We start from the raw sequence: 15,702 nt of genomic DNA, 5'->3' as shown, positions 1-15,702 counted from the left end.
CGATGCCGCCCAGCCTGTTGAGCCTGGAAGGCGCGACCGTCCGCTTCGGCGGGCGGGCCGTGCTCGACGACGTCGGCCTGGGGGTCGCCGAGCACGAGGTGGTGTGCGTGCTCGGGCCCAGCGGCAGCGGCAAGTCGACGCTGCTGCGGGCGGTCGCCGGGCTCCAGCCGCTGGACGCCGGGCGGGTGACGCTGGACGGCCGGGACCAGTCCGGGGTGCCCGCGCACAAGCGCGAGGTCGGGCTGATGTTCCAGGACCACCAGCTGTTCCCGCAGCGGGACGTGGCCGGGAACATCGCCTTCGGGCCGCGGATGCGCGGCGCGTCCCGGGCCGAGCAGCGGGCCCGGGTGGCGGAGTTGCTGCAACTGGTCGGACTGCCGGGCGCCGCCCGCCGGTCCGTCGCCGCGCTCTCCGGCGGGGAGCAGCAGCGGGTGGCCCTGGCCCGCGCGCTCGCGCCCCGGCCCCGGCTGCTGATGCTGGACGAGCCGCTCGGCCAGCTGGACCGTTCGCTGCGGGAACGCCTCGTGGTCGAGCTGCGGGAGCTGTTCGGGCGGCTGGGCACCACGGTGCTCGCCGTGACGCACGACCAGGGCGAGGCGTTCGCGCTCGCCGACCGGGTCGTGGTGATGCGGGACGGGCGGATCGCCCAGTCGGGCACGCCCCTGGAGGTGTGGCAGCGGCCGGCGGACGCGTTCGTGGCCCGTTTCCTCGGCTTCGAGAACGTGGCCGAGGCGTCCGTCACCGGGCAGGCCGCCACCACCCCGTGGGGCAAGGTGCCGGTCCCCGAGGACGCCCCGCAGGGCACGCGTACGGTGCTCGTGCGGCCGGCCGGCGTCCGCCTCGTCCCCGCCGACGAGGGCCTGCGCTGCACGGTCACGGCCCGCACCTTCCGCGGCACGCACGTCGCCGTGCACCTCCAGCCCGAGGACGCGCCCCGTCTGGAGGCGGCCTGCGCGCTGCGGGCCGCGCCGGAGGCCGGGGCCGCGGTGGGGGTGGAGTTCGACGCGGCGGAAGTCGTCGTGCTCGGCCGATCGGGCGTTCCCGGGTGATCGTCGCGCTCGTAGGGTGACGGCATGACACTCCTCGCACACGACGGGTACTGCGACGAAATCGTTCACCAGGTGGGCAGGCTCAGGGCCGTGGTCACCTCCGGCGCGGAGCTGACCGCCACCGTGCCGACCTGCCCGGACTGGACCCTGGAGGATCTGGTGCGGCACGTGGGCCGGGCCCTGCGCTGGACCGGGCTGATCGTCGGAACCCGCGCCGAGCAGGACGTGCCGGTGGACCGGGCGCCCGGAGCCGAGGGGCCCGCGGCGAGCGGGGACGCGGCGGCGCTGGACGCGTGGCTGGCGGAGTCCGGCGAGGTCGTCGTCGGTGCGCTGCGGGAGGCCGGTCCGCACGCGCGCGCGTGGTCGTGGGCCGGTGTCGACACGGCGGGGTTCTGGGCGCGGCGGATGACCCACGAACTCGTCGTCCACGGCGCCGACGCGGCACTCGCGGCGGGCCTGCCCCACCAGGCGGTCGCGCCCGAGGTGGCGGCCGACGCGATCGACGAGTGGCTGGACATCGTACGGTTCGTGCAGCGGGCCCTGCCCGGCGCCGCGGCGAACGAACTGCGGGCCCCCGGCAGCAGCCTCCACCTGCACGCGACCGACACCGACGCCGAGCTGAACGCCGAGTGGCTCGTCGAACTGCCCGACGACGGCATCACCTGGCGCCGCGGGCACGAGAAGGCGACGGTGGCGCTGCGCGGCCCGCTCACGGACGTGCTGCTGGCCTTCTACGGCAGGCTTCCGCCGGACGCGCCGGGACTCGAGGTGCTCGGCGACCGCAAGCTGCTCGAACTCTGGCTGGAGAAGGCGACGTTCGGCTGACACGACGGTGGCCCGCCCCGGAACGGGACGGGCCACCGCCGTGAACGGGTCGGCGCGGGCGTCAGCTGTTGCTGTTCGCTCCGCGACGGCGCAGGCCGAAGAAGACGGCGCCGCCACCGACGACGACCAGCGCCGCGGCGATACCGGCGATCATGCCGGTGTTGGAGTTGGCACCGGTCTCGGCGAGGTTGGAGTCACCGGCCGCCGGGGACGGGGCGTTGTCGTTCGGCACGGCCGCCGGGGCGGTGCTCTCCGGCTGCGACGGCGCCGGGGCCGACGTGGACGGCTCGGGAGCCGGGGACTCCGTCTCGTCGGACGGGGTCGAGGAGCTCTCCGACGGGGTCGGGGTCGGGGTCGGGGTGTCCTCGGTCTTGCAGGGGGTCGACGGGGTCGTCACGTCCGGCTTGATGTACTCGTCGACGTACCTGTCGGCCTTGACGTGGACGCGGTACTCCGTGTTCGGCTTCCAGTCCACGGCGAAGGAGACGGTGGTGCCCTCCTTGGAGCCCTTGACCGTCTCCTGACCGACCTGCTCGCCGGTGCTCTTCAGGGAGACGGTGACGGTGGCCGGGATGCCGGCCGGGTCCACGTCGGTGACGGTGATGACACCGTTGTCGCCGTCGCACTTGGCTTCGGCGGAGAACTCGCTGATGTTGCAGGCGAGGGCGTTGCCTGAGGCGCTGAGCGCCAGGGCCGCGGAGGCGGCGACGACGCCGAGGGCGCGGACGCCGCGGCGGGATGCCGTGCGGCTGATTATGGACAGGACTGCCACGTTTGTCCTTTACGGGAGCGCGGATGCGGGGGGTGAAGAGAGTGCCGACGCTCGATGACGCGGCATCAGCACACCCATGAGCCTCACTGGTCTATAAGCGGGGCGTAAGAAGTGTCAACGCGTATGCCTGCCGCGACCGTTGACTTTGCCGTCTTATTAACCGCCGATACGTTTCAGTGCCTCGGGAGCCTCGTCGATCCGGCCAACAAGCGCGATGCGGGACTCCATCGTCCGCCCCTTCGCGAGCGAGCGCAGCAGCGGCCACGCCGGCAGGGTCTCGGTCCAGTGCTCCCGGTCCACGAGCACCATGGGAGTGGGCTCGCCGCGCGACTCGTAGTAGTTCGGCGTCGCGTTGTCGAAGATCTCCTGCAGGGTGCCGGCCGCGCCCGGCAGGAACACCACACCCGCGGTGGCGCGGGCCAGCAGGCCGTCCTCGCGCGTGGCGTTGGCGAAGTACTTCGCGATGTGCGCGGCGAAGGCGTTGGGCGGCTCGTGGCCGTAGAACCAGGTCGGGATGCCGATCGAGGCGCCGCCGCCGGGCCAGCGCTCGCGCACCTCGAACGCGGACCGGGCCCAGTCGGCGATCGACGGCGCGAACGACGGGACCTTGGCGAGCAGCATCAGGGCCTCGTCCAGCATCCCGTCGTCGAACGGGGCGGCGTACGCGCCGAGGTTCGCCGCCTCCATCGCGCCCGGACCGCCGCCCGTGGCCACCGTGAGCCCGGCGCGGGCCAGCTCACGGCCGAGCCGGGCGGCGCCCGCGTACTCCGCGGTGCCGCGGGCCATGGCGTGCCCGCCCATGACGCCCACCACCCGGGCACCGGCGACGAGTTCGTCCAGCGCGTCCGAGACGGCGTCGTCGTGGATGGCGCGCAGCATCGAGGCGAACACGTCGCCGTCGGCCTTGGTCTGCTGGAACCAGTCGTAGGCGAGGGCGTCCGGTGTCGCCCCGTAGTCCTCGTCGAGGCGGGCGTAGAGCCCGTCGGGGGAGTAGACGCGCGCCCGGTACGGGTCGAAGGGCAGTCCCGGTATGGGCGGGAAGACCAGGGCGCCGGCGGCGCGCACCCGGGCGGCGGCGCCGGGGTCCATCGGGCAGCCGAGGAAGACGGCGCCGGTGGGATCGGCGGCCAGCAGGGCGTCCGTACGGTCCGTCAGGTCGACGGCCTGGACGCGGTGATGGGCCAGGGAGCCGGGCGACGAGACGACACGGTCGAACTCGTCGAGGCTCTCGATCTCCCGGTCGTGGGAGGCGTGGTGGGACTGGAACTGCGACAGCGACGGTGACCCGTGCGGTGAGCGGGCCCTGCGCTGGGCGGGTGTCTGATCGGGTGTCTGATCCACCCGCCCATGCTAGGCGCGCGCCCGGATCAGCCCTCGACCGCCGCCGGGTCCATCCACACGACCTCGAAGGTGTGGCCGTCGACGTCGTCGAAGGCCCGGCCGTACATGAAGCCGTGGTCCTGGGTCTCGCCGGAGACCGAGCCGCCGGCCGCGACCGCCTTGTCCACCAGCTCGTCGACCTTCTCGCGGCTCTCGGCGCTCAGCGCGATCAGCACCTCGCTGGACTTCGTCGAGTCCGCGATCTCCTTCTTGGTGAACTCGCGATACTTCTGCGGTGTGTGCACCATCACGACGATGGTGTCGCTCACCGGGAACGAGGCGGTGCTGTCGTCGCTGAACTGGGCGTTGAGCTCCCACCCCAGCCCGGTGAAGAACTTCTTGGAGGCGTCGAGGTCGTTGGTCGCCAGGTTCACGAAGATCATCTGCTGGTACATGGGGCCTCTCCCGGTTTCGTATGGCGTGCCGTTCGAAGTGATAGACGCGAGGCGGCCCCGGAACTCATCGCCGTTTCGCGGACTTTCTCGAAATGGTTTCCGGCGGTCAGTGGTCCAGCGGAAGCGCCGCCAGTACCGCGACGACCAGGACCAGCGGACCGAACAGGACGAGCAGGGCGGCGGCGCGTACCGCGGCGGCGGCGCGCAGGGTCGCCGGGGGCGCGCCGAGGCGCAGCAGGGCGTCCGTGGTGTCGGCCCGGGCGTGTCTGGCCTCGACGGCCGCGGTGAGCAGGGTGGCCACCGTGCAGCCGGCCACCAGGAGGGCGCCCAGCGTACTGAGCGGGCCGAAGGCCGGTCCGTCCCCGTCGTACACCGTCGTGGCCACGTAGGCCGCGGCGGCGACGGCGGCCACGACGCCGAGGGGGCGGCCGACACGCCGCGACTCCTCCATGAGGACGCGGCCGGCCAGGAGGCGCAGGGCACCGGGCCGGGCCGCCTGGAGCAGACGGCCGCACAGGTGGGTGAGGCCGGGACCGGCCAGGGCGAGGCCCAGGGCGGTGAGGGCCCAGCCGATCAGGACGCCGGCGGAGGGGGCGGTGCCGGGGGCGGGGGCGCCGGCCGCGTTGCCGGTGTAGGTCTCGACGGTGAGGCCCGCGGTGAGTACGGCGATGCCCCAGGGGAGGGCGGTGGTGTTCTGGGGGCGGGGGGTCGGCTCGGTCGGGGTGTCGGGAGTGTCGGGGGTGGCGTCCGCCGGGGCCGGGGGGTGGGAATCACTCGCCTGCGTGTGCAGGGCGCCGCCTGCGCCCACCCTCCCCCACTCTCGGCTTCGCTCGAGCGGGGGGACCCCCATCGCCCCAGCGGCACGACTGCCCGCCGCACCAGCGACGGCACCACTGCCCGCAGCGCTAGCGACGGCACCACTGCCCGCAGCACTAGCGACGGCACGACTGCCCGCAGCACCAGCGACGGCACCACTGCCCGCAGCATCAGCGACGGCACCACTGCCCGCGGCACCCGCTGCGGCGGTGCGGGCGCCGAAGCGGCCGTAGGCGCCGAAGGTTTCGCGGGCCTTGCCCCAGCCGTACGCGCCGAAGCGGCCGTAACCGCGGGGGGCGGCCGCCGCGGCGGGCCGGGGATCGCGGGGCCGCAGCGTGTGGGCCACGGCCGCCGAGGCGAGGGCCGGCACGAGGACCAGCAGGGTCAGGACGGCCGGGGCGGGGAGGGACGGGCCGACGGCCAGGGCGTCGGCCGCCACGCGGTCGGAGGGCGGGCGGCCGGTCAGGCTGCCGCGCAGGTACAGGAAGGCGAGCAGGGCCGCCACCGACCCGAGCGCGGCGGACAGGGCCGTCGTCGTCGCCGAGACGGCCATCATCCGGCCCGGCCCCAGACCGATCGCGGACAGCCCCGAGCGGGGCCGGGTCCCGGGATCGGTGCGGGCCACGGCCACCGCGAGGTACACCGCGGCGGCCAGCGGCGCCGCGCACCAGGCCAGGCGGAGGGCGGAGGCGCCGGGCGCGTCGGGGTGGCTCAGCGCGTGGCCGAGGGCGCACAGCAGCAGGAAACCCGTGCCCGCCGAGGCCAGCGCGACCAGCAGGCGGCGCAGGTGGACGGCGAGGTGGGCGCTGCAGGTCAGGCGGAGAGCGAGCACGCCGCCCGGCCTTCCGTTCCGGGAGTCCCGGCGGCACCCGTGGCCACCGTGGTCTCGGCGAGCGGCGGCAGGTGCACGGTCCGTACCCGCCGTCCGTCCAGGAGCGCCACCGCGCGGTCCGCCAGGGCGGCGGTCTGCGCGTCGTGCGTGGCGAGCACGACGGTGATGCCGTGCGAGCGGGCCGCCGTGGTGAGCGTGCGCAGGACGTGGGCGCGGTCGGCGCGGTGCAGGGGGGCCGTCGGTTCGTCGGCGAAGAGCACCGCCGGGGTGACGGCGAGGGCGCGGGCGATGCAGACGCGCTGCCGCTCGGCCTGCTGGAGTTCGTGCGGGCGTCTGCGCGCCTTGCCGCCGACGTCGAGGCGGTCCAGCCACTCCAGGGCGGCGGTCTTGGCCCGGCGCCGGCCGGTGCCGCGCAGCATGAGGGGGAGCGCGGCGTTCTCCCAGGCGTTCAGCTCCGGGACGAGCGCCGGGGCGGGGTCGATCCAGCCGAAGCGGTCGCGGCGCAGCCGTTCGCGGCCGAGGGGGCCCATGGTGTGCACCGGCACGCTGTTGAACCACACCTCGCCGTCCTGCGGTTTGACCAGTCCGGACAGACACCGCAGCAACGTGGTCTTGCCGCTGCCGCGCGGGCCGCTCACGGCGAGGATCTCGCCCTCGCGCACGCCGAGCGACACTCCTTGCAGCGCGGGGGAGCCGTCGTGGTGCTGGAAGTGCAGGGCGCGGGCCCAGAGCACGTCGTTGTCCGGCGGGGCCTCCATGGGCGTACACCTCGGTTCTGATCCGTATTTCCCCGGTCCTGTCCCCCTTCCGGGGGAACGAAGGCGGGGCCGATCGGTCACTGGGCACCGTAAGGAGTCGCCGCGGAGGAAGCCGGACAGCACGCGGCCCCGGGCCGCCGTTCTCACTCGAACGGACGGCTCCGGGGCCGGTGATGATCACCTCAAAGGATGATCAGAGCTTTGTCCACGCCTCCGTCAGCGTGGCCCGCAGGATCTGCTCGATCTCGTCGAAGGTCTCCTGGTCGGAGATCAGCGGCGGGGCGAGCTGGATGACCGGGTCGCCGCGGTCGTCGGCACGGCAGTACAGGCCGTTCTCGAAGAGCTTCTTGGAGAGGAAGCCGTACAGGACGCGCTCGGTCTCCTCCTCGTTGAAGGACTCCTTGGTGGCCTTGTCCTTGACCAGCTCGATGCCGTAGAAGAAGCCGTTGCCGCGGACGTCGCCGACGATCGGCAGGTCGTGCAGCTTCTCCAGGGTGGCGCGGAAGGCGCCCTCGTTGTCCAGCACGTGCCGGTTGAGGCCCTCGCGCTCGAACAGGTCGAGGTTGGCGATGCCGACCGCGGCGGACACCGGGTGGCCGCCGAAGGTGTAGCCGTGCAGGAAGGTGTTGTCGCCCTTGTAGAACGGCTCGGCCAGGCGGTCGGAGATGACGCAGGCGCCGATCGGGGAGTAGCCCGAGGTCATGCCCTTGGCACAGGTGATCATGTCCGGGACGTAGCCGAACTTGTCGCAGGCGAAGGTCGTGCCGAGGCGGCCGAAGGCGCAGATGACCTCGTCCGAGACGAGCAGCACGTCGTACTGGTCGCAGATCTCGCGCACCCGCTGGAAGTACCCGGGCGGGGGCGGGAAGCAGCCGCCCGCGTTCTGCACCGGCTCCAGGAAGACCGCGGCGACCGTCTCCGGGCCCTCGAAGAGGATCTGCTGCTCGATCTGGTCGGCGGCCCAGCGGCCGAAGGCCTCGGGGTCGTCGCCGAAGAGCGGAGCGCGGTAGATGTTGGTGTTCGGCACCTTGTGCGCGCCGGGGACCAGCGGCTCGAAGGGGGCCTTGAGGGCGGGCAGGCCGGTGATGGACAGGGCGCCCTGCGGGGTGCCGTGGTAGGCCACCGCGCGGGAGATCACCTTGTACTTGGTGGGCTTGCCGGTCAGCTTGAAGTACTGCTTGGCGAGCTTCCAGGCGGTCTCGACCGCCTCGCCGCCGCCGGTGGTGAAGAAGACCTTGTTGAGGTCGCCGGGAGCCTCGTTCGCCAGCCGCTCGGCCAGCTCGACGGCCTTGGGGTGGGCGTAGGACCAGACCGGGAAGAAGGCCAGCTCCTGCGCCTGCTTGGCGGCGGCCTCGGCCAGCTCCGTGCGGCCGTGTCCGGCCTGGACCACGAACAGGCCGGCGAGACCGTCGAGGTAGCGCTTGCCCTTGTCGTCGTAGATGTGGGTGCCCTCACCGCGGACGATGGTGGGGACGGGGGCGTTCTCGTACGACGACATGCGGGTGAAGTGCATCCACAGGTGGTCGTACGCGGCCTTGCTGAGGTCCTTGGGGCTGTCGGTGCTCACGATTATCGGGTTCCCCACATATAGGTCTGCTTCTTGAGCTTGAGGTAAACAAAGCTCTCGGTGGAGCGCACGCCGGGCACGGCCCGGATGCGTCGGTTGATGACCTCCAGGAGGTGGTCGTCGTCCTCGCAGACGACCTCCACCATCAGGTCGAAGGAGCCCGCGGTCATCACCACGTACTCGCACTCGGACATGGCCGACAGCGCCTCGGCCACCGACTCCACGTCGCCCTCGACGTTGACACCGACCATCGCCTGGCGCCGGAAGCCCACCGTGAGCGGGTCCGTGACGGCGACGATCTGCATCACGCCCTGGTCGAGCAGCTTCTGGACGCGCTGGCGCACGGCCGCCTCCGACAGGCCCACGGCCTTGCCGATGGCGGCGTACGGCCGCCGGCCGTCCTCCTGGAGCTGCTCGATGATGGCGAGGGAGACGGCGTCCAACTGGGGACCGCCGTTCCTGGACTCGCGGGAGTCCTTCTGGTCTGCGCTTCGACTGGCCACGGCTTCACTGTGCACGACGTATCGACAGTTTCGCAAGGCCGGATCGATGAAATTCGTTGTCTGAGTCGCTTCAAGCTGCGGATATCGCAATGCCGAGGGGAGTGGGGGTGTTGAAAACGTCGGGTGTCCGTCTAGGGTGGGTGTCTCAGTCAATGGACACCCGAACTTGGAGGGCCGGCAGTGAGCACCGAGCTGCGTCGTCTGCGCAATTACATCGACGGTGAGTTCCGGGACGCCGCCGACGGACGGACCACGGAAGTGGTCAACCCCGCCACGGGCGAGGCGTACGCGACCGCTCCCCTGTCCCGGCAGGCGGACGTGGACGCCGCGATGGCGGCCGCCGCGGCGGCCTTCCCGGCCTGGCGGGACCTGGTCCCGGCCGAGCGGCAGAAGGCCCTGCTGAAGATCGCGGACGCGTTCGAGGAGCGGGCCGAGGAGCTGATCGCGGCCGAGGTGGAGAACACGGGCAAGCCGATCGGGCTGACCCGCTCCGAGGAGATCCCGCCGATGGTCGACCAGATCCGCTTCTTCGCGGGCGCGGCGCGGATGCTGGAGGGCCGCGGCGCCGGCGAGTACATGGAGGGGCTGACCTCCTTCGTGCGCCGGGAGCCGATCGGTGTCTGCGCGCAGGTCGCGCCGTGGAACTACCCGATGATGATGGCCGTGTGGAAGTTCGCCCCGGCGCTCGCCGCGGGCAACACGGTCGTCCTCAAGCCCTCGGACACCACCCCGGCCTCCACGGCCCTGATGGCCGACATCATCGGCTCGATCGTCCCCAAGGGCGTCTTCAACGTCGTCTGCGGCGACCGCGACACCGGCCGCCTGATGGTCGAGCACGAGACCCCGGCGATGGCCTCCATCACCGGCTCCGTGCGGGCCGGGATGTCGGTCGCCGAGTCGGCGTCGAAGGACCTCAAGCGGGTCCACCTGGAGCTGGGCGGCAAGGCGCCGGTCGTGGTCTTCGAGGACACCGACATCCCCAAGGCCGTCGAGGGCATCTCGGAGGCGGGCTACTTCAACGCCGGGCAGGACTGCACCGCCGCCACCCGCGTGCTGGTCCACGAGTCGGTCCACGACGAGTTCGTCAGCGCGCTCGCCAAGGCCGCGTCCGAGATCAAGACCGGGCAGCCGGACGACGAGGACGTCCTGTACGGCCCGCTCAACAACCCCAACCAGCTCAAGCAGGTCTCCGGGTTCATCGAGCGGCTGCCCGCGCACGCCAAGGTCGAGGCGGGCGGCCACCGGGTCGGCGACAAGGGCTACTTCTACGCCCCGACCGTCGTCTCCGGGCTCAAGCAGGACGACGAGATCATCCAGCAGGAGGTGTTCGGCCCGGTCATCACCGTCCAGTCCTTCCGCGACGAGGACCAGGCCGTCGAGTGGGCCAACGGCGTGGAGTACGCGCTGGCCTCCTCGGTGTGGACCAAGGACCACGGCCGCGCGATGCGGATGTCCAAGAGGCTGGACTTCGGCTGCGTGTGGATCAACACCCACATCCCGCTGGTCGCCGAGATGCCGCACGGCGGCTTCAAGAAGTCCGGCTACGGCAAGGACCTGTCGGGCTACGGCTTCGAGGACTACACGCGGATCAAGCACGTGATGACGTCGCTGGACATGTGACCCCACGCGGTGTGCGCGGCCCCGGACGGACCTCCCCGGTCTCCGTCCGGGGCCGCGGCGCGTGTGTACCGAGGGCGTGAACTCCCCGCGCTCGACAGGGTGTCGGGCCTGGCCGGGCCCGCTCGACGCAGCGTCGATTGTCCCGGTCGGTGGCGGGACGGGATCCTCGTGCCATGCCCCTGCTCCCGAAGACGCCCTCGCTGTCCCGTCGTACCCTGCTGCGCGGCCTGGGCGGTTCCGCCGCGCTCGGCGCACTCGGCGCCCTGGCCGGCTGCGGTGTCCCCGCGGCGTACGTGGCCCCGGGCGACCGCGCAGCGACCGACCGGTCCACCACCGAGCGGCGGCTGACCTGGGCCAACTGGCCGCTGTACATCGACACCGACGACGAGCACCCGAGCCGGCGGCCCACGCTGGAGGCGTTCGAGAAGGAGACGGGCATCTCCGTCGACTACATCGAGGAGATCAACGACAACGACGAGTTCTTCGGCAAGATCAGCCCGTCCCTGATGAACCACCAGCCCACCGACCGCGACCTGATCGTCATCAGCGACTGGATGTGCGGGCGGTTCGTACGCCTGGGCTGGGTGCAGGAGATGGACCGCGCCCACCAGCCGAACGTCACCAAGTATCTTGATCCGCTGCTGCGTTCGCCCGCCTTCGACCCCGGCCGGAAGTTCACCGTGCCCTGGCAGTCGGGCATCACCGGGATCGCGTACAACCGGCGCGGGCTCGGCCGGGAGATCCGGCACGTGTCCGACCTGTGGGCGGCCGACCTCAAGGGCCGCGTCACCCTGCTGTCGGGGATGGACGAGGCCTTCGCGCTGCTGATGCAGGGCAACGGCGCGGACATCACCGACTGGAAGACGGACGACTTCCACCTGATCTGCGACCAGGTGGAGAAGCAGGTCGCCAAGGGCCAGATCCGCCGCTTCACCGGGAACGACTACATCAAGGACCTCTCCAGCGGCGACGTCCTCGCCTGCCAGGCCTACTCGGGCGACGTGATCCAGCTCCAGGCGGACGACCCGGACATCGAGTTCGTCGTCCCGGAAGAGGGCGCCGAGCTGTGGGCGGAGTCCCTGATGATCCCCGACCTGGCCCGGCACAAGGCCAACGCAGAGCGGCTGATCGACCACTACTACCGGCCCGAGGTCGCCGCCGAGCTGGCCGCCTGGGTCAACTACGTCTGCCCGGTCCCCGCCGCCCGGGACGTGCTCGCCTCCTCCGACGACGAGGAGACCGCCGCCCTGGCCGAGGACCCGCTGATCTTCCCGGACGCCGCGATGCGCGAACGGCTCGCGATCGCACGGGACATCTCGGCGGGGGAGCGGACGGAGTTCGCGAAGCGGTGGAACGGGATCGTGGGGGTGTAGCAGACTGATCATGTGATGAATTCATCAGGTGATGAGTCGGTCGAGGGTGCGGTCACGCTGGGACTGCTGGCCGCCTGGGTCCTGCACGACCTCGAAGAGCTGGCGACCGTGCCCGGCTGGTGGCGGCGCAACCTCCCCGCCCTGCGCGAGCGGTACCCGAGCGTGCCGGAGGCCGTGTGGCGGCGGGCCGGTTCGGTCGACGGGCGGGAGTTCGCGGTGGCGGTCGGCGCGATGGCCGCGGTCGTGGCCTCCGCGTCCGTCGCCGGACGGCTGACCGGCGGCCGCTCGGCCACGTACCAGACCGCGCTGGGCGCCTTCGGCCTGCACGGCCTGGTCCACCTCGCGCAGGCGGGGCTGGTGCGTGGCTACACGCCCGGGTCGGCGACCGCGCCGCTGATCGTCGTCCCCTTCACCCTCTGGGCCCGCCATCGCCTGCGCCGCGCCGGAGTCCTGCGCGCCACCCGCCCGCGCGACCTCGCCGTGGGGCTCGGTTTCGCGGGCGCGGCGACGGTCGGTGCGCACGCGGTGGCGCGGCGGCTGACGAAGGCTACTGCAGCGCGGCCGCGGTGATCGCGTCGACGACCGGATTGCGCCCCGAGCCCTTCGCGTCGGTGGAGTTGACCGAGTAGACCAGGGTGCGACTCAGGTCGCGGGTGCCGCCGATGAAGGCGCTGTAGCCGTAACGCGCCCCCGACTTGCACCAGAAGGCCTGGCCGTCGGCCTCCTGATACTCCAGTCCGGCACTGAGGGTCGCGCCCGGTACGCCCGCCGGAGTCGTGAACATCTCCTCCAGCTCGGGCCGCGGCACGATCTTCCCCCGGAACAGCTTCTTGAGCAGTCTCTCCAGATCGGCGGTGGTGGAGATCATGTCGCCCGCCGCCCAGCGGTCCGCCTGGTTCCACTCGGTCACGTCGACCAGCCGCGTCGTGCCGTCCGGCCGCTCCACCGCCTGGTAGCCCCGGTTGTGCGGGCCCCGGATGCGGGGATCGGTGCCCGGGAAGTAGGTGTGGTGCATGCCGGCCGGGCGCAGGACGAGACGCGCGGCCTCGGAGGCGTACGAGCGTCCCGTGACCTTTTCGATCAGCAGGCCGAGGATCGTGTAGTTGATGTTCAGGTACTGCTGTCGCGTCCCCGGGACGAAGTCCTCCGGTCCCTTGGCGATCGCCGACGCCGCGACCTGCTGCGGGGTCAGGGTCTCGTACCGGTGCGCGTACAACTGCGCGAAGTCGTCGCCGAGCCCGTCGCCCGGCTTGATGCCGCTGGTGTGGTTCAGCAGGTGGCGCACGCTGATCGGCTGCTCGAAGTCCCGCGTGAACAGGTCGGGGAGGTAGCCCTGCACGGGCGCGTCCAGGTCGATCTCGTCCTGCGCGGCGAGGCGCAGGACGGTGGCCGCGGTGACGACCTTCGTGATCGAACCGGCTCGGAAGCGGGCATCGGGGTGGGCCGGCCTGCCACTGGCCAGGTCGCGCACCCCCGCGCTGCCGTGCCAGTCGCCGCCGGAGGTGCCGACCCGCACCAGGGCGGCGGTGGCGTACTGGTTCGGCAGCCCCGCGATGGCGGCGCGCAACGCTTCCGCGGCCGGTCCCCGCTGATCGGCGGAACGGGAAGCCGGGGCCGGCGGCGCGGCGAAGGCGGGGGCCGCCAGCGGGCCGGCGGCCAGGGCGAGGACGACCGAGGCGGCGAGAACTGCATGGCTACGGGCACGCATCGACTGCTCCAGGTGAAGGCGGTTGCGGCGGAAGGACCGTGATCATCCTGGTGCGCCGCGCCCCGTGGCGGATCGTCGCCGAGTAGGGTGCCCGCCCCTGGCCCCGACTCGGGGAACGTCCCTACGAAGAACGGGAGTTGTGAGGGTCTTCCCTTACGGGACCGGAACGGCTCCGTCGCTGTCGCGCAGGGCGCACAGCACGTCGATGCGGTTGGTGGTGATCGAGTCGACGCCCAGGGCGCGCAGTCGGCGCATGGTGCGGCGGGTGTCGGGGGTCCAGACGGAGAGCAGGAAGCCGTCGCGGTGGACGCGCTCGGCCAGGGCCCGGTCCACCAGTCCGAAGCGGTAGTTGAGCCACCGGGGCCGGACCGCCGCGAGCAGCCCGGCCCGGGGCGGGGCCGCGGTGGTCCAGGTCATGGCGATCTCGGCGGCGGGGTCGGCGGCCCGCACGGCGAGCATGGTGGCGGCGCCCGCCGTGTAGTACACCCGGTCCCGCGCGCCGCACTCGCGGACCACGTCCACGACGCGCCGCACGGCCCGCTCGCCCGGACCGCCCGGCAGGTCCAGCATCAGCCGGCGGCCGTCGGTCGCGGCCAGCGCCTCGGCGAGCGTCGGCACGCCGCCCGTCGTCAGCCCGCGCACCTCCTCGGCCGACAGCGAGCGCAGCGGCCGGTCCTGCTGCCACAACCGCTTCAGCGTCTCGTCGTGCAGCAGCACCGGCACCCCGTCCCGGGTGAGGCGTACGTCGGTCTCGACCGCGTCCGCGCCGCGCTCCAGGGCGGAGCGCAGCGAGCCGAGCGTGTTCTCGCGGTGCCGGTAGGGGTCGCCGCGGTGGGCGACGGCGGTCAGGGCGCGCGGGGTGTCCATGGCGGGGGCAACTCTCAGTGGGCGCGGTGCTCAGGAGGCGAGCCAGGCGGCGGTGTACGTGTCGATCTCGTCGGCGATGCGGGCCTTGCCCGGCGCGTCGAGGAAGGAGGCCTCGACCCCGTTCTTCGCGAGGTCGGCGAGGCCGCGCTCGTCGAGGCCGAGGAGGCGGGCGGCGACGGCGTACTCGTTGTTGAGGTCGGTGCCGAACATCGGCGGGTCGTCGGAGTTGATCGTCACCAGGACCCCGGCGCGGGTGAACTCCTTGATCGGGTGCTCGTCCAGGGTGCGCACCGCGCGGGTGGCGATGTTCGAGGTCGGGCACACCTCCAGCGGGATGCGCCGCTCGGCGAGGTGGGCGAGGAGCTTCGGGTCCTGCGCGGAACTGGTGCCGTGCCCGATGCGTTCGGCGCGCAGGTCGGTGAGGGCGTCCCACACGGTCTGCGGGCCGGTCGTCTCGCCGGCGTGCGGCACCGAGTGCAGGCCCGCGGCGATCGCCCGGTCGAAGTACGGCTTGAACTGCGGGCGGGCCACTCCGATCTCGGGTCCGCCGAGCCCGAAGGAGACCAGGCCCTCCGGGCGCAGCCGGTCGTCGGTGGCCAGCCGCGTCGTCTCCTCGGCGGACTCCAGACCGGCCTCGCCCGGGATGTCGAAGCACCAGCGCAGCACGGTCCCGAACTCGGCCTCCGCCGCCTTGCGGGCGTCCTCGATCGCGTCCATGAAGGCGCCCTCGTCGATGCCGCGCCGGGTGGAGGAGAACGGCGTGATGGTCAGCTCGGCGTACCGCACCTGCTGCCGGGCCATGTCCCGGGCCACCTCGAACGTGAGCAGCCGGACGTCCTCCGGGGTGCGGATCAGGTCGACCACGGACAGGTACACGTCGATGAAGTGCGCGAAGTCCGTGAAGGTGAAGTAGTCGACCAGGGCCTCGGGGTCGGTGGGGACCTTGGAGTCGGCGTGGCGCGCGGCCAGTTCGGAGACGATGCGCGGGGAGGCGGAGCCGACGTGGTGGACGTGCAGTTCGGCCTTCGGCAGTCCGGCGATGAAGGCGTGCAGGTCGCGCGGGACGTCGGGGTCGACGAGGTGCTCGGTCAAGGGTTCCTCCCCAAGGCGGTGCCCACGGGCCGCGCGGGGCGGCGGCGGGGCACGGGTGATCGGCTGATCGGTCGTTCGGGGATCATCGTAGGCCGGTCTCACGCCCGGCGGCCCGGGACCGTAGCATGGCGGGCACGAACGACCC

15 protein-coding genes are annotated in these 15,702 nt (G+C 72.4%); 5 read left to right on the top strand and 10 right to left on the bottom strand.

Annotated elements, in window-relative coordinates:
- The first annotated feature begins 2 nt into the window (after positions 1 to 2).
- Positions 3 to 1,049 carry an ABC transporter ATP-binding protein gene (locus ACFV9J_RS33800; RefSeq protein ID WP_385360878.1) on the top strand — a complete coding sequence of 349 codons (1,047 nt, stop codon included), beginning with the start codon at positions 3 to 5 and terminating at the stop codon, positions 1,047 to 1,049.
- Between the two features lie 24 nt (positions 1,050 to 1,073).
- Positions 1,074 to 1,874, top strand: a complete 801-nt coding sequence (locus tag ACFV9J_RS33795; RefSeq protein WP_385360820.1) for a maleylpyruvate isomerase family mycothiol-dependent enzyme — start codon at positions 1,074 to 1,076, stop codon at positions 1,872 to 1,874.
- 61 nt (positions 1,875 to 1,935) lie between these two features.
- Here ACFV9J_RS33795 and ACFV9J_RS33790 read toward each other — a convergent pair whose 3' ends face one another.
- The 7 genes from ACFV9J_RS33790 to ACFV9J_RS33760 all read right to left on the bottom strand — a co-directional run bounded on the left by ACFV9J_RS33790 (position 1,936) and on the right by ACFV9J_RS33760 (position 8,912).
- Positions 1,936 to 2,646, bottom strand: coding sequence for an LAETG motif-containing sortase-dependent surface protein (locus ACFV9J_RS33790; RefSeq protein WP_385360817.1), 711 nt, complete (start codon positions 2,644 to 2,646; stop codon positions 1,936 to 1,938).
- Positions 2,647 to 2,802: 156 nt separating this feature from the next.
- The gene (locus ACFV9J_RS33785; protein ID WP_385360814.1) at positions 2,803 to 3,987 is read right to left on the bottom strand and encodes an LOG family protein; all 1,185 of its coding nucleotides are present in this window, start codon (positions 3,985 to 3,987) and stop codon (positions 2,803 to 2,805) included.
- A 26-nt stretch (positions 3,988 to 4,013) separates the two neighbouring features.
- On the bottom strand, positions 4,014 to 4,421 hold the full coding sequence (locus tag ACFV9J_RS33780; RefSeq protein WP_385360811.1) for a VOC family protein: 408 nt from the start codon (positions 4,419 to 4,421) through the stop codon (positions 4,014 to 4,016).
- A 106-nt stretch (positions 4,422 to 4,527) separates the two neighbouring features.
- The gene (locus ACFV9J_RS33775) at positions 4,528 to 6,069 is read right to left on the bottom strand and encodes a hypothetical protein (protein WP_385360808.1); all 1,542 of its coding nucleotides are present in this window, start codon (positions 6,067 to 6,069) and stop codon (positions 4,528 to 4,530) included.
- The gene (locus tag ACFV9J_RS33770; protein ID WP_385360805.1) at positions 6,051 to 6,827 is read right to left on the bottom strand and encodes an ABC transporter ATP-binding protein; all 777 of its coding nucleotides are present in this window, start codon (positions 6,825 to 6,827) and stop codon (positions 6,051 to 6,053) included. Before ACFV9J_RS33770 ends, ACFV9J_RS33775 begins: the two co-directional genes overlap by 19 nt.
- Positions 6,828 to 7,020: 193 nt before the next feature.
- The gene (locus ACFV9J_RS33765) at positions 7,021 to 8,394 is read right to left on the bottom strand and encodes an aspartate aminotransferase family protein (RefSeq protein WP_385360802.1); all 1,374 of its coding nucleotides are present in this window, start codon (positions 8,392 to 8,394) and stop codon (positions 7,021 to 7,023) included.
- Positions 8,395 to 8,396: 2 nt separating this feature from the next.
- Positions 8,397 to 8,912 (bottom strand): Lrp/AsnC family transcriptional regulator, encoded by a 516-nt coding sequence (locus ACFV9J_RS33760; RefSeq protein ID WP_007444925.1) that lies wholly within the window; start codon positions 8,910 to 8,912, stop codon positions 8,397 to 8,399.
- 165 nt (positions 8,913 to 9,077) lie between these two features.
- Here ACFV9J_RS33760 and ACFV9J_RS33755 point away from each other — a divergent pair, with 165 nt between their 5' ends.
- The 3 genes from ACFV9J_RS33755 to ACFV9J_RS33745 all read left to right on the top strand — a co-directional run bounded on the left by ACFV9J_RS33755 (position 9,078) and on the right by ACFV9J_RS33745 (position 12,460).
- Complete coding sequence (locus ACFV9J_RS33755; protein ID WP_385360799.1) at positions 9,078 to 10,517, top strand: gamma-aminobutyraldehyde dehydrogenase; 1,440 nt, start codon at positions 9,078 to 9,080, stop codon at positions 10,515 to 10,517.
- Between the two features lie 173 nt (positions 10,518 to 10,690).
- Positions 10,691 to 11,890, top strand: coding sequence for a spermidine/putrescine ABC transporter substrate-binding protein (locus tag ACFV9J_RS33750; RefSeq protein ID WP_385360796.1), 1,200 nt, complete (start codon positions 10,691 to 10,693; stop codon positions 11,888 to 11,890).
- A 12-nt stretch (positions 11,891 to 11,902) separates the two neighbouring features.
- On the top strand, positions 11,903 to 12,460 hold the full coding sequence (locus ACFV9J_RS33745) for an HXXEE domain-containing protein (protein ID WP_385360793.1): 558 nt from the start codon (positions 11,903 to 11,905) through the stop codon (positions 12,458 to 12,460).
- On the opposite strand, the gene ACFV9J_RS33740 is transcribed toward ACFV9J_RS33745, so the two are convergent.
- The 3 genes from ACFV9J_RS33740 to ACFV9J_RS33730 all read right to left on the bottom strand — a co-directional run bounded on the left by ACFV9J_RS33740 (position 12,438) and on the right by ACFV9J_RS33730 (position 15,659).
- On the bottom strand, positions 12,438 to 13,598 hold the full coding sequence (locus tag ACFV9J_RS33740) for a serine hydrolase domain-containing protein (RefSeq protein WP_385360790.1): 1,161 nt from the start codon (positions 13,596 to 13,598) through the stop codon (positions 12,438 to 12,440). The genes ACFV9J_RS33745 and ACFV9J_RS33740 overlap by 23 nt on opposite strands.
- Before the next feature lie 153 nt (positions 13,599 to 13,751).
- On the bottom strand, positions 13,752 to 14,465 hold the full coding sequence (locus ACFV9J_RS33735; RefSeq protein ID WP_385360787.1) for a glycerophosphodiester phosphodiesterase: 714 nt from the start codon (positions 14,463 to 14,465) through the stop codon (positions 13,752 to 13,754).
- A gap of 30 nt (positions 14,466 to 14,495) precedes the next feature.
- Positions 14,496 to 15,659, bottom strand: a complete 1,164-nt coding sequence (locus tag ACFV9J_RS33730; protein ID WP_385360784.1) for an adenosine deaminase — start codon at positions 15,657 to 15,659, stop codon at positions 14,496 to 14,498.
- Positions 15,660 to 15,702 lie beyond the last annotated feature (43 nt).

Origin of the sequence: Streptomyces sp. NPDC059906 (genome assembly GCF_042730645.1) — a bacterium.
Taxonomy (GTDB): domain Bacteria; phylum Actinomycetota; class Actinomycetes; order Streptomycetales; family Streptomycetaceae; genus Streptomyces; species Streptomyces rubrogriseus.
This window is presented reverse-complemented; position numbering and strand designations above follow the sequence as displayed.

Excerpts from the sequence above, each read along its gene's own strand:
- ACFV9J_RS33800 (WP_385360878.1), top strand. The coding sequence starts at position 3 with ATGCCGCCCAGCCTGTTGAGCCTGGAAGGCGCGACCGTCCGCTTCGGC.
- ACFV9J_RS33795 (WP_385360820.1), top strand. The coding sequence starts at position 1,074 with ATGACACTCCTCGCACACGACGGGTACTGCGACGAAATCGTTCACCAG.
- ACFV9J_RS33780 (WP_385360811.1), bottom strand. The coding sequence starts at position 4,421 with ATGTACCAGCAGATGATCTTCGTGAACCTGGCGACCAACGACCTCGAC.
- ACFV9J_RS33770 (WP_385360805.1), bottom strand. The coding sequence starts at position 6,827 with ATGGAGGCCCCGCCGGACAACGACGTGCTCTGGGCCCGCGCCCTGCAC.
- ACFV9J_RS33750 (WP_385360796.1), top strand. The coding sequence starts at position 10,691 with ATGCCCCTGCTCCCGAAGACGCCCTCGCTGTCCCGTCGTACCCTGCTG.
- ACFV9J_RS33740 (WP_385360790.1), bottom strand. The coding sequence starts at position 13,598 with ATGCGTGCCCGTAGCCATGCAGTTCTCGCCGCCTCGGTCGTCCTCGCC.
- ACFV9J_RS33735 (WP_385360787.1), bottom strand. The coding sequence starts at position 14,465 with ATGGACACCCCGCGCGCCCTGACCGCCGTCGCCCACCGCGGCGACCCC.